Below are 12,526 nucleotides of genomic sequence, written 5' to 3' on the forward strand. Positions count from 1 at the left end.
AGAACCGAAGCTCTCTCCCGTTTTCCGCCCGATGCCCGCCGCGTCAACGCGGCAGTAACCACTCTCATTTACGCTCCGCAAACCATAAGCACCGCGATCCGCGGCGCGCTTGGGTCGAGCGAGTTGTGTCATGTTGCGTTTGAAGATTCTGGCCTCGGTGGTCCCGCTTGCCGTGGCCGCGGTATTTGCCCGCGCGGAATTGCTGCCGGGTCCCCGGCCCTGCATCGAGGTCGGCGGCGCAACGATGCAGATCGCATCGATCTCCTGGCTGGCCCAGCTTCACGTCGGCTTCACCGACGATCCCGGCCTTGCCACGGTCCGAGTCCAGATCGCCGACAGCGCCGAGGCCGCCGACTTCACCGTAATCGACGACATCGACGATGCCGAGGCCGGCGCCTGCGAAAGCAACGCCGTGCCGCAGCTGATCGGGATTTCCGGCAATCCCTCGGCGAGCGATCCGGTAATCTACCTTTCGCATGACGGTCCGTCGGACTATCGCGTCTTCGTGCAGTCGAAGACGTTTTCGGCCCGCGATGCCGCGGCCCTGATCGTCAGCGCCCGCGGCGAACACCGCCGCCTCGAATCCGCGTCGCTTGCACCTCGCGCGCCCTCCGCCGCTCGGGTCCTGGCAGAGTTAACCCTCCGCTAACCCTGTTCCGAGGGCACCGCGAAACGGCCACCAACTTCAAGCACTTTGCAATGTGACCGACGCATCGTCATCGGCAGTTCAAGCACTCTCAGGGCCACCATTGATGGGGCGTTTCTTCCGGATCAAGTTGCGCCTTCGCCGCTTCCTGCGGCGCCATTCCTGGGTCGCGACGATCGTCCGGTCCTTCACGATCTTCTCCATCGCATTCGGCAGCGCCTTCGGGTTCATCTCGGGCGCCCTCTCGCAGCAAAGCGGCTATGACCCCAATGCATTCGCGATCGGGGTCAGCTTCCTGTTCGCGCTGGCCTGCCTCTGGATCGTGACGCTCGGCATCCGCCTGCGGCTGATGCGGCGGAGGTTGCGCACCATCGCCATGCACAATGAGGCGATGGCCGACCGCAACTGGGAACTGCAGGAAGCCGAACAGCGCGCCTCTACCCTGTTCGAGGCGCAGGACGATTTGATCGTGCTGCGCGACCTCGACGGCCTCATCACCTACGCCAACGACGCCTATTGCGAACTGGCGCAGTCCTCCCGCAGCGAATTGATCGGCAGCACCGCCACGCTCAAGCTGCTCGAACAGGGCGACACCGCGCTCGAAGCCAACGGTACGCGGGTCTACGACCAGAAGATCGAAGGCCCGTTTGGGCCGCGCTGGATCGCCTGGCGCGAGGGTCTTGTGCGCAACGATGCCGGCGCGCCCGCGGAGATGCAGAGCGTCGGTCGCGACGTCACCGACCGCACCGAGAGCGAGCGGGCACTGGCCGAAGCGCGCGATCAGGCTGACGCCGCCAACCGCGCCAAGTCGCGCTTCCTGGCGATGGCGAGCCACGAGATCCGCACCCCGCTGAACGGCATCATCGGCATGAGCGGATTGCTGATGGACACGCAGCTGACGCCGGAGCAGACGACCTACGTCAAGGCGGTCAAGACCTCCGGCGACGCGCTGCTGGCGCTGATCGAGGAGCTGCTCGACTATTCCAAGATCGAAGCCGGCAAGATCGATCTCGAGCACCGCGCCTTTGCGCTCTCCGGCCTGATCGAGGACATCACCGAGCTGCTGGCGCCGCGCGCGCAGGCCAAGGGCATCGAGATCGCCGCCTATGTCGACGAGCGGCTGCCGATGCAGGTGGCCGGCGACGCCGCACGGCTGCGTCAGGTGCTGCTCAATCTCGCCGGCAACGCCATCAAGTTCACCGCGAGCGGCGGCGTGGCGCTGATCGTCGAGCCCGGCATCTGGCCGAACGAGATCAGCTTCCTGGTCCGCGACACCGGCATCGGCATCGCACCGGAAGCGCAGCAGCGCATCTTCCGGGAGTTCGAGCAGGCCGACGACCGCATCGCGCGCAGCTATGGCGGCACCGGCCTCGGACTTTCGATCAGCGACCGCATCGTCAAGCGAATGGGCGGCCGCATCACGCTCGCGAGCACGCCGGGCTCGGGCTCGACCTTCGAGGTATCGATCCCGCTCGCCGCCGCCGACACCGGCGAGGCCAACAGCTTCGCCGCGCCCGACCTCGCTGGCCAGTCGATCATGCTGGTCGCGCCGCACAGCATCGAGGTCTCGCTGATCTCGCGGCGCTTGCAGCGCTGGGGTGCGCAGACCTGCATCGTGTCGGACACCGGTGTCGCCGAGGCGCTGTTGCCGGAACGAAGCTGGCACGCCGTCCTGATCGACCACACGCTCGGCGCGCCGGCGATGGAGGCGTTTGCCCGCGCGGCGCGCCTGCATGCGACCCACTGCATCGTGATGTTCACGCCGGCGACGCGGCAGGAGCTTTCGGCCTCCGAGACGGCCATGTTCACCGGCTATCTGGTCAAGCCGCTGCGCGCGGCCTCGCTCGCCACACGCTTGATCGCGTCGCCCGAGATCGCGGCACCGAGCCTTGTCGGAGATCAAAGCCTTGCGATCGAGGCGATGGCCGAGCCCGCACCCGCGGCGGCCGCACCGCCGGACAAGGGGCTCTCGATCCTGGTCGCCGAGGACAATGAGATCAACGCGCTTTTGATGCGCTCGCTGCTCACGAGGCTCGGCCACAACGTGGTCATCACCACCAATGGCGAGCAGGCGATGGAATCCTGGCTCTCGGCGACATCAGCCGGCACGCCCTATGATCTCGTGCTGATGGACATCCAGATGCCCCGCCTCAACGGCATCGAGACCACCAAGCAGATCCGCGGCCATGAGGCCGGCCAGTCCGGCCGCCGGACCCCGATCCTGGCGCTGACCGCCAACACACTGGTGGAGGACCGCTATGCCTGCTTTGAAGCCGGCATGGACGGTTTTCTGATCAAGCCGCTCGACCGCGAGAAGCTGCAAGAAGCGCTGGCGGGCCTCGCCGCCACGCGGCATATCGCGGCGTAGTCCACAAACTCCGCGTCGTCCCTGCGAAAGCAGGGACCCATAGTCACAGGTGTCTGTAATCTACAAGGCTGTGGCCGCAGCGGGTCGCAAAACCAAATTCGGTGGTAATGGGTCCCTGCTCCCGTGCGCAATTGCGCACTAGGCAGGGATGACGGCTGTGATGTGACCTGCTTACTCCGAAACACTATAGCCGGCGCAGCGCGACCGACTGCACCACGTGGTCGGCGCCCTTCTTGAGGATCAGCGTCGCGCGCGGGCGGGTCGGCAGGATGTTGTCCTCGAGATTGGCGAGGTTGGTGCGCTCCCAGATCGCGATCGCAGTCGCGGTCGCTTCCTCGTCCGACAGCGGCGCATAGCGGTGGAAATAAGACCTTGGATCGGTGAACGCGGTATCGCGCAGCGCCAGGAAGCGCTTGATGTACCACTGCCGCAGCGCGGCCTCGTCGGCGTCGATATAGACCGAGAAGTCGAAGAAGTCGGAGACGAACGGCACCGCCTTGCCGTCGCGCGGCAGCCGCCCGGTCTGCAGCACGTTGACGCCCTCGACGATCAGGATGTCCGGCTGGTCGATCTCGACCCATTTGTTCGGCACGATGTCATAGGTCAGATGCGAATAGACCGGCGCGCGCACGCGGCGCCGGCCCGCCTTGATGTCGCTGAGGAACGACAGCAGCGTCGGCAGGTCGTAGCTTTCCGGAAAGCCCTTCTTCTGCATGATGCCCTGCCGCTCGAGCACGGCATTCGGAAACAGGAAACCGTCTGTCGTGATCAGATCGACCTTCGGCCGCGGCGACCAGCGCGCCAGCAGCGCCTGCAGCACGCGGGCGGTGGTCGACTTGCCGACGGCGACCGATCCGGCGACGCCCACGATGTAGGGCATCTTGCGGTCGCGGATGTTGAGGAACTGGCGCTGCGAATAATACAGCCGCTGGGTCGCATCGACATAGATCGACAGCAATCGCGACAACGGCAGATAGATGTCCTCGACCTCCTGCAAATCGAGACGGTCGTGCATCGAACGCAGACGGTCGAATTCGCCGGGCTCGAGCGTCATCGGCGTATCGTCGCGCAGATGCGACCATTGCTGGCGCGTGAAGGTGCGATAGGGGTTGTATTGCTGATCTGGTGCCCGGATGTCCATGAGGCTGCCCCTCTCAATGCGCTCGGTCATGTGCGCTAGTCGCGCTTGCGCGACGCTTTCTCTTCCAGTCCCGACATCGAGGTGCGCTTCTCCAGCGCGGCCTCGACATCCTCCAGCTTCACGCCGCGTGATTTCAACAGAACCAGCAGGTGAAATACGAGATCGGCACTTTCCGCGATGAGATGATCGCGGTCATTCTCGACCGCGGCGATCACGGTCTCGACCGCTTCCTCGCCCAACTTCTTGGCGCAGTGCTCCGCGCCCTTGTCGAGCAGCTTGCGGGTGTAGGACGCCTCGCCGCCCGCTGCAGCGCGGGCGTCGATGGTGGCGGCCAGATCGTGGACCGTGAAACGCGACATCAACTCAACTCAAGCAAGAGCGCCGGCACCGCTTTTGTGCCATCCCTAGGTGAGGACTTAGCATTTTTGTGACAAGGAGTCCCAGATCACTCTGTTTCCGGACCACGCTCTACGGATCGAGGCGCATCGGCAGGCCGGCGCGCACCATGTGATCCTTGGCTTGGCGGATGGTAAATTCCCCGAAGTGGAAGATCGACGCGGCCAGCACGCCGGTGGCATGACCCTCGCGGACGCCATCAACCAGGTGATCGAGATTGCCGACGCCACCGGACGCGATGACCGGTACGGGAACACTGTCCGCGATCGCCCGGGTCAGCGGCAGGTCAAAGCCCTGCCTGGTGCCGTCGCGGTCCATCGAGGTCAGCAGGATTTCGCCGGCGCCGAGCGAGACGACCTCCTGGGCATATTCGATAGCCTCGATCCCGGTGGCATTACGCCCACCATGGGTGAAGATCTCCCAGCGGTCGGAGCCGCCGGCGCGCTTGACCCGCTTGGCGTCGATCGCGACCACGATGCATTGCTCGCCGTACTTCTCGGCCGCTTCCTTGACGAATTCGCGCCGGCTGACCGCCGCCGAATTGATCGAGACCTTGTCGGCGCCGGAGCGCAGCAGGGTCTTGATGTCGTCGACGGTGCGGACCCCGCCGCCGACGGTCAGCGGCATGAAGCAGGCCTCCGCCGTCCGCCGCACCACATCCAGCATGATGCCGCGGTTTTCATGGGTGGCGGTGATGTCGAGGAAGGTGAGCTCGTCGGCGCCGGCGGCGTCATAGGCGATCGCTGCCTCCACCGGATCGCCGGCGTCGCGCAAATCGACGAAGTTGACGCCCTTGACCACGCGCCCGTCCTTGACGTCGAGGCAGGGGATCACGCGAACCTTGAACATATCTCTGTCTCCTAGGCGGCCGCGCGGATCAGCTTGAGCGCGGCAGCGGGATCAAGCCGCCCGTCATAGAGCGCGCGGCCGACGATGGCGCCGGCGAGCTTTTTCGCGCGCGGCTCCAGCAGTGCCTTGACATCATCGATTGAGGCAAAGCCGCCGGAAGCAATCACCGGAATGGAAATGCGATCGGCAAGCGCGATGGTCGCCTCGAGGTTGAGGCCCTTGAGCAGGCCGTCGCGGGCGATGTCGGTGAAGATGATCGCCGCGACCCCGGCATCCTCGAAGCGCTGCGCGATCTCGAGCGCCGTCACATGCGAGGTCTCGGCCCAGCCTTCGACCGCGACCTTGCCGTCGCGTGCATCGAGGCCCACCGCGACCCGGCCGGGGAATGTCTTCGCCGCACCCTTCACGAGCTCGGGATCGCGCACCGCGGCGGTGCCGATGATAACGCGGGTGATGCCCTTGTCGAGCCAGGCCTCGATGGTCTTGAGGTCGCGGATACCGCCGCCGAGCTGCACCGGCATGGTGACGGCCTTCAGCATCGCCTCCACCGCATTCGCATTCATCGGCTTGCCGGCGAAGGCGCCGTCGAGATCGACGACGTGGAGATATTCGAAGCCCTGCGCAGCGAAGCTCGCCGCCTGCGCCGCCGGATCGAGATTGAACACGGTGGCGCGCGCCATGTCGCCCTGCTCCAGGCGCACGCACTGGCCGTTCTTCAGATCAACCGCTGGAAAAAGAATCACGGCTTCCACTTCAAGAAATTCGAGATCAAAGCGAGGCCGAAGCGCTGGCTCTTCTCGGGGTGAAACTGGGTGCCGATCGCGGTGTCCTTGCCGACGATCGCGGTCACCGGCCCGCCATAGTCGGCGCGCGCCAGCACGTCCGCCTCGCTGGCGGCGTTGAGGTGATAGGAGTGCACGAAATAGGCGTGACGCCCCTTCGGCCCGAGCGGCAGCCGCTCCAGCACCGGATGCTCGCGCACCATGTCGAGCGTATTCCAGCCCATATGCGGGACCTTCAGGCTCTCGTCGCGCGGCGCGATCTTCTCGACATCGCCTGCGATCCAGTTGAAGCCCTCGGTGATCACATGCTCCTTGCCGCGTGTCGCCATCAGCTGCATGCCGACGCAGATGCCGAAGAACGGCCGCGCCTTGACCCGCACCGCTTCGGTGAGCGCTTCCAGCATGCCGTCGACCGCGTCGACGCCGCGGCGGCAATCGGCGAACGCGCCGACACCGGGCAGCACGATACGATCGGCGCGATACACCGCATCGGGATCGCGCGTCACCTTGATGGCTTGCGGATCCTCCATGCTGCGCGCGGCGCGCTCAAACGCCTTGGCCGCCGAATGCAGATTGCCGGAGCCGTAATCGATGATTGCAACCGTCATCGCGATCCCCCTGGCTCTGGAAACAATCCGATAATGCCGCCCTGCGGCATCGGCGGCGGTTTTGAGAATGACTGGCCGGGAACGTCCCGGGTCGGCGGCGGCGCGCCGCGATCCACCGACCGCTGATCATTGACGACGCCGCGATGCCGCGCGCTCCAGCGCTCGAAGAAGCGGTGCTCGGCGGCCAACACATTGTCGGCCACGACGATGTCAAGCTGGCGCCATTTGCGCCGCGACAGGGTCCAGCGTTGCACGGTCGCGGCCTCCAGCCCGAGCAACAGCATCAGCACCAGGTCGACGAAGAAGATCGCGCCGCGGCCGACGCCAAGCTTGGCCAGGGCGAAATCGATCGCAAAGGTCAGCACGAGCCAGCCGATCAGCGCCAACCAGAGCCTGTTCCAGGCCAGCCAGATCACGCCCGCAACCGCGGCCCAGAAATGGAAGCCGTCGCGCACGAAGACGATTTTATCGGCCGCCGAAAGATCGGCGCCGTTGGCCACGGGGGCATGCACTGTATAGACCGGCATCGAACGCTCCGCCGAGGATGGACTCTACTTAACGGCATGATCTTCCGGAAAACCGGCACCACCTTTTCCGGATCATGCACCCGGAGATCAGCCGCCGAGCTGACCCTTGGTCGAGGGCACTTCGCCCTGGGCACGCGGATCGATCGCGACCGCCGTCCGGAGCGCCCTCGCCAAACCCTTGAAACAGGATTCGGCGATATGGTGGCTGTTCTCGCCATATAGGGTCTCGACGTGGAGAGTCACGCCGGCGTTCATCGCGAAGGCGTTGAACCATTCGCGCACCAACTCGGTGTCGAACTCGCCGATCTTGTCGCGGGGGAATTCGGCCTTGAACACCAGTACCGGACGGCCGGAAATGTCGATCACGACGCGCGACAGCGTCTCGTCCATCGGCATGTGGATCGAGGCGTAGCGGGTGATGCCGGCCATGTTGCCGAGCGCCTGCTTCACGGCCTGCCCGAGCGCGATCCCGACGTCTTCGGTGGTGTGGTGGTAATCGACATGGAGATCGCCGTCCGCCTTCACCGTGATGTCGATGCGCGAATGGCGGGCCAGGAGGTCGAGCATATGGTCGAAGAAGCCGATCCCGGTCGAAACCGTGGATACGCCTGCTCCGTCGAGGTTGACCGTCACCTCGATGTCGGTCTCCTTGGTCTTGCGCTTGATGGTTGCGGTGCGCATGAAGATTAAGCTTTCCCGTGCCGAAAACGCCGGTCTTTTAACAGGCTGATGTCACCTTCGCTACTGCGGGATGACCTCGAAATGCCCCAACTTCGGACCATGGTGACCCAAATTCCTTGTCGATTTAGTTCTGACGCGTTTTCTTCACGCGAACCGGGGCCCACTTCGCTCGAAAACGCTCCGATTTCGCCCGATTGTAACCCCCTGCCCGACCGCCTAAATCTGCCCGGAAGAGAGGTAACCTATGCAAGCATCCCAAAATGAGCTGCCGGTCTGGCATGGCACCACGATCTGCACGGTCCGCAAGGGCGGCAAGGTGGTGATCGGCGGCGACGGGCAGGTCTCGATCGGCCAGACCGTGATCAAGGCCAACGCCAAGAAGGTTCGCCGGATTGGCAAGGGCGACGTGATCGGCGGCTTTGCCGGCGCCACCGCCGACGCCTTTACCCTGTTCGAGCGGCTGGAAAGCAAGCTGGAGCAATATCCGGGGCAGCTGACCCGGGCGGCCGTCGAGCTCGCCAAGGACTGGCGGACCGACCGCTATCTGCGCCGGCTGGAGGCCATGATGATCGTGGCCGACAAGGACGTCTCCCTGGTGCTGACCGGTACCGGCGACGTGCTGGAGCCCGAGTCGGGCGTCATGGCGATCGGTTCCGGCGGCAATTATGCCCTCGCCGCCGCCCGCGCCCTGGTCGACACCGACAAGGATGCCGAAACCATCGTCCGCCGCGCGCTCGATATCGCCGCCGATATCTGCGTCTACACCAACCGGAACGTGACGATCGAGACGATCGGCGGCTGAGCATGGCCGGCTCCTTCAGCTTCCGACCAATGACGCGGGACGACCTGCCGCAGATCAGGCGGTGGCTGGCGTTGCCGCATGTCCGGGAATGGTGGGGCGATCCGGCCGAGCAATATGCGCTGGTCAGCGGCGACCTCGACGAGCCGGCAATGGACCAGTTCATCGTCGCGACCGAGGAGGGCGATATCGGCTACATCCAGTGCTATGATCTGACGGCGTGGAATTCCGGCTTCGGCACGCATCCGGCCGGCACGCGCGGCATCGATCTCTTCATCGGCGAGCCGACGATGATGGTGGGCGGCCGCGGCTCGGCGCTGATCCGCGCCTTTGTCGACGAGCGACTGGCGCAAGGCGCGCCACGCATCGTCACCGATCCCGATCCGGAGAACCCGCGCGCGATCCGCGCCTATGAGAAGGCCGGCTTTCAGAAGCTGCGCATGGTCGAGACGCCTGACGGTCCGGCGCTTCTGATGGCGCGCGACGCATGACGCTCGCGCGCAACCCCGTCACCGGCATTTCAGCTTGGCAATGGCTGGCGATCGCGGCCGCGGTGCTCGCGCTGCAGGCGGCGCTGCTCCATGCGATGGGCCGCTTGCCGATCTGCGCCTGCGGCTATGTCAAACTCTGGCACGGCACGGTGCAGAGCTCGGAGAATTCGCAGCACATCGCCGATTGGTACACGCTGTCGCATGTACTGCACGGCCTGCTGTTCTACGGCCTGACCTTCCTCCTGCTGCCGCGCCTCACCTGGCCGGGGCGGCTGATTGTCGCGATGCTGATCGAGGGCAGCTGGGAGCTCGTCGAAAACTCCAACTGGATCATCGAGCGCTACCCCGCCGGCACCATCTCGCTGGACTATTATGGCGATACCATCGTCAATTCGGTATCGGACACGCTTGCGATGGTTTTAGGCTTCCTGCTGGCGCGCAAGCTGCCGATCGCCGTAACCGTCGCGCTCGGCGTCCTGTTCGAAATCGTGATGCTGCTCCACATTCGCGACAATTTGACACTGAACATCACCATGCTGATCCACCCGTTCGAGGCGATCAGGCAGTGGCAGGCAGGGCCGCCCATCCTTTAGCGGATCATGCCTTGGCAGACCGCCGCTTGCCGAGACCGCGATTTCAACCTAGCTAGAGCCAATGACCGACTTCTCCCCCCGCGAAATCGTTTCTGAACTAGACCGCTTCATCGTCGGCCAGACCGACGCCAAGCGCGCAGTGTCGATTGCGCTGCGCAACCGCTGGCGGCGTCTGCAGCTTGCCGGTTCCCTGCGCGAGGAGGTTCTGCCCAAGAACATCCTGATGATCGGGCCGACCGGCGTCGGCAAGACCGAAATCGCGCGGCGGCTGGCCAAGCTTGCCGGCGCGCCGTTCCTCAAGGTCGAGGCGACCAAGTTCACCGAGGTCGGCTATGTCGGCCGCGACGTCGAGCAGATCGTCCGCGACCTCGTCGAGGTGGCGATCGCGCAGACCCGCGAGCGCAAGCGCAAGGACGTCCAGGCCCGTGCCCAGCTGGCCGCCGAGGAGCGTGTGCTGGATGCGCTGGTCGGCCCGGGATCGAGCCCGGCGACGCGGGAGTCGTTCCGCAAGAAGCTGCGCGCCGGCGAGCTCAACGACAAGGAAATCGAGATCGAGACGCAGTCGGGTGGCAGCGGCATGCCGATGTTCGAGATCCCCGGCATGCCCGGCGCCCAGATGGGTGCAATTTCGCTCGGCGACATCTTCGGCAAGATGGGCGGCCGCAGCAAGACCCGCCGCCTGACGGTGGAAGGCTCGCACGAGATCCTCGTCAACGAAGAATCCGACAAGTTGCTCGACACCGATCAGCTGGTGCAGGAGGCGATCAGCGCGGTCGAGAACAACGGCATCGTCTTCCTCGACGAGATCGACAAGATCTGCGTGCGCGAGAACCGCCAGGGCGGCGACGTCTCGCGCGAGGGTGTGCAGCGCGACCTGTTGCCGCTGATCGAGGGCACCACGGTCTCGACCAAGCACGGCGCGGTCAAGACCGACCACATCCTGTTCATCGCCTCGGGCGCGTTCCACATCGCCAAGCCTTCGGACCTCTTGCCCGAATTGCAGGGCCGCCTGCCGATCCGCGTCGAGCTGCAGGCGCTGTCGCGCGACGACATGCGCCGGATCCTGACCGAGCCGGAAGCGTCGCTGATCAAGCAATATGTCGCGCTGTTGAAGACCGAGGGCGTCACGCTCGACATCACCGACAGCGCGATCGACGCGCTGGCCGACGTCGCGGTCGCGGTCAATTCCACGGTCGAGAACATTGGCGCGCGGCGGCTGCAGACCGTGATGGAACGGGTGCTGGACGAGATTTCCTTCACCGCGCCCGATCGCCACGGCGAGACCATCCAGGTCGACGCCGACTACGTCACCAAGCATGTCGGCGACCTCGCCAAGAACGCCGATCTGAGCCGGTTTATTTTGTAGGCAGTACAGCTAAAATCGTCGTCCCTCCGAAAGCAGGGACCCATAACCACCGGCGCCCGTTGTTGAAGCAAGCTGCAGCCCCAGCGTTCCTCAAACGCAGACTTGTGGTTATGGGTCCCGGCTCGCGCTTCGCTTGGCCGGGACGACAATGAGTTTGAACGTGGGACGGTGGCAAAACCCCTGGCGCTTGATGCTGGCCGTCAACGCGGCTGTGCTGGTCGGGGTGTTCCTGCACAAGATCGCGCTGCCGCCCTTCGTCCCCTACATCCATCTGCTGGTCGATTATCATTACGGCTTCACCAAACGCGCGCTGGTCGGCGCGATCGTCTCGCTGTTCACCGACAAGGTGCCGGTGTGGCTGGTGTTCGCGCTGGCCGGCGCGATCTGGCTGATCACGCTTGGCCTGTTCATCAGGCTGTTTCAGCGGACATTCGGCTTCGACGACGCGCATTGGCCGCTGTTCGTCTTCATTGCGGGATCGCCGTTCTTCCTGAAGAATTTCATGCACACGCTCGGCCATTTCGACATCTATGGCTGCGCGCTCGCGATCGTGCTGCTGCTGATCCCGGCACGCTCGGTCGTGTACGTGGTGATCGCGGCGCTGTTCTCGATCCTGCTGATCCTGGTCCATCACATCTTCGTCCTGATGTATGTGCCGACGATTGCCGCCATCGTTGTGCTGCGCTTCTACCTGATGCAACGCGTGACGCCGCGGAACGCCGCCATCGGACTCGTGGCGCTTGCCGCGGTCGGCATCCTGTTCCTGGTTGCGCAGTTCGCCGGCACGATCGACGTGCCCTATGACGAGTTCATCCGCCATCTGCAAAGCCGGATGGCCGATCCGTCGCGGACCGACCTGCTGGAGTTCGGCTATATCTGGTACCAGCCGCTGTCGAAAGAGTTCGCCGACACCTGGGCGCGCATGCCCTCGAACATCCTCGGCGTTCCGGTCTTTGCCCTCTTGATCGGGCTGCACGCACCGCTGTGGCGCTATTTCGCACGGCTGATCGAAGCGCTCGCGAGCGAACTGCATCGTCGGATCGTGATGTCAGCGCTCGCCGCGATCAGCGCCGGCTATTTCGTGATGTTCGTGACCGTGTTCGACTATTCGCGCTGGATCTCGAATTGGGCGGTCTGCATGTTCCTGATGCTGCACGCCGTGAAGATGCTGCCGACGGCGAAGGACGTGCCGCTGATCTCCTCAGACGATCGCAAGACGACGATGTCAGGCTGGATCGTCACGCTGATCCCGCGCGTTGGGATCGTCCGGCCGTTCTGA

Annotated in this window: 14 protein-coding genes; 7 read left to right on the forward strand and 7 right to left on the reverse strand. The window is 64.7% G+C overall.

Annotation, left to right across the window (positions count from 1 at the left end; translation table 11 throughout):
• The first annotated feature begins 130 nt into the window (after window positions 1-130).
• Together G6P99_RS00975 and G6P99_RS00980 are read left to right on the forward strand one after the other, a co-directional pair.
• Window positions 131-649, forward strand: a complete 519-nt coding sequence (locus G6P99_RS00975; RefSeq protein WP_051346221.1) for a hypothetical protein — start codon at window positions 131-133, stop codon at window positions 647-649.
• Window positions 650-752: 103 nt separating this feature from the next.
• Window positions 753-3,014: a PAS domain-containing hybrid sensor histidine kinase/response regulator gene (locus tag G6P99_RS00980; RefSeq protein WP_029080992.1), complete on the forward strand. Its 2,262-nt coding sequence runs from the start codon at window positions 753-755 to the stop codon at window positions 3,012-3,014.
• 184 nt (window positions 3,015-3,198) lie between these two features.
• Here G6P99_RS00980 and coaA read toward each other — a convergent pair whose 3' ends face one another.
• The 7 genes from coaA to hisB all read right to left on the reverse strand — a co-directional run bounded on the left by coaA (window position 3,199) and on the right by hisB (window position 7,998).
• The gene (coaA, locus tag G6P99_RS00985; protein ID WP_029080991.1) at window positions 3,199-4,155 is read right to left on the reverse strand and encodes a type I pantothenate kinase; all 957 of its coding nucleotides are present in this window, start codon (window positions 4,153-4,155) and stop codon (window positions 3,199-3,201) included.
• A gap of 35 nt (window positions 4,156-4,190) precedes the next feature.
• Window positions 4,191-4,514: a phosphoribosyl-ATP diphosphatase gene (locus G6P99_RS00990; protein WP_029080990.1), complete on the reverse strand. Its 324-nt coding sequence runs from the start codon at window positions 4,512-4,514 to the stop codon at window positions 4,191-4,193.
• 109 nt (window positions 4,515-4,623) lie between these two features.
• Window positions 4,624-5,400, reverse strand: a complete 777-nt coding sequence (gene hisF / locus G6P99_RS00995; RefSeq protein ID WP_029080989.1) for an imidazole glycerol phosphate synthase subunit HisF — start codon at window positions 5,398-5,400, stop codon at window positions 4,624-4,626.
• An 11-nt stretch (window positions 5,401-5,411) separates the two neighbouring features.
• On the reverse strand, window positions 5,412-6,143 hold the full coding sequence (gene hisA / locus G6P99_RS01000) for a 1-(5-phosphoribosyl)-5-[(5-phosphoribosylamino)methylideneamino]imidazole-4-carboxamide isomerase (RefSeq protein ID WP_029080988.1): 732 nt from the start codon (window positions 6,141-6,143) through the stop codon (window positions 5,412-5,414).
• Window positions 6,140-6,790 (reverse strand): imidazole glycerol phosphate synthase subunit HisH, encoded by a 651-nt coding sequence (gene hisH, locus G6P99_RS01005; protein ID WP_029080987.1) that lies wholly within the window; start codon window positions 6,788-6,790, stop codon window positions 6,140-6,142. The genes hisA and hisH overlap by 4 nt, the downstream gene beginning before the upstream one ends.
• Window positions 6,787-7,317: a DUF2628 domain-containing protein gene (locus G6P99_RS01010; RefSeq protein ID WP_029080986.1), complete on the reverse strand. Its 531-nt coding sequence runs from the start codon at window positions 7,315-7,317 to the stop codon at window positions 6,787-6,789. The genes hisH and G6P99_RS01010 overlap by 4 nt, the downstream gene beginning before the upstream one ends.
• Before the next feature lie 87 nt (window positions 7,318-7,404).
• Window positions 7,405-7,998: an imidazoleglycerol-phosphate dehydratase HisB gene (hisB, locus tag G6P99_RS01015; RefSeq protein ID WP_029080985.1), complete on the reverse strand. Its 594-nt coding sequence runs from the start codon at window positions 7,996-7,998 to the stop codon at window positions 7,405-7,407.
• A 244-nt stretch (window positions 7,999-8,242) separates the two neighbouring features.
• Between hisB and hslV the strand changes: the two genes are divergently transcribed.
• The 5 genes from hslV (at window position 8,243) to G6P99_RS01040 (ending at window position 12,526) form a co-directional block, all read left to right on the forward strand.
• Window positions 8,243-8,800, forward strand: coding sequence for an ATP-dependent protease subunit HslV (gene hslV / locus G6P99_RS01020; protein WP_024583062.1), 558 nt, complete (start codon window positions 8,243-8,245; stop codon window positions 8,798-8,800).
• Between the two features lie 2 nt (window positions 8,801-8,802).
• A complete protein-coding gene (locus G6P99_RS01025) occupies window positions 8,803-9,288 on the forward strand; it encodes a GNAT family N-acetyltransferase (RefSeq protein ID WP_165127010.1) in 486 nt (161 codons plus the stop codon).
• Window positions 9,285-9,881, forward strand: coding sequence for a DUF2585 domain-containing protein (locus tag G6P99_RS01030; protein ID WP_165127012.1), 597 nt, complete (start codon window positions 9,285-9,287; stop codon window positions 9,879-9,881). Before G6P99_RS01025 ends, G6P99_RS01030 begins: the two co-directional genes overlap by 4 nt.
• A gap of 61 nt (window positions 9,882-9,942) precedes the next feature.
• Complete coding sequence (gene hslU, locus G6P99_RS01035; protein WP_029080983.1) at window positions 9,943-11,247, forward strand: ATP-dependent protease ATPase subunit HslU; 1,305 nt, start codon at window positions 9,943-9,945, stop codon at window positions 11,245-11,247.
• 148 nt (window positions 11,248-11,395) lie between these two features.
• Window positions 11,396-12,526 carry a hypothetical protein gene (locus G6P99_RS01040; RefSeq protein WP_035976805.1) on the forward strand — a complete coding sequence of 377 codons (1,131 nt, stop codon included), beginning with the start codon at window positions 11,396-11,398 and terminating at the stop codon, window positions 12,524-12,526.

Origin of the sequence: Bradyrhizobium sp. 6(2017), from assembly GCF_011058295.2 — a bacterium.
Taxonomy (GTDB): Bacteria; Pseudomonadota; Alphaproteobacteria; order Rhizobiales; family Xanthobacteraceae; genus Bradyrhizobium; species Bradyrhizobium septentrionale.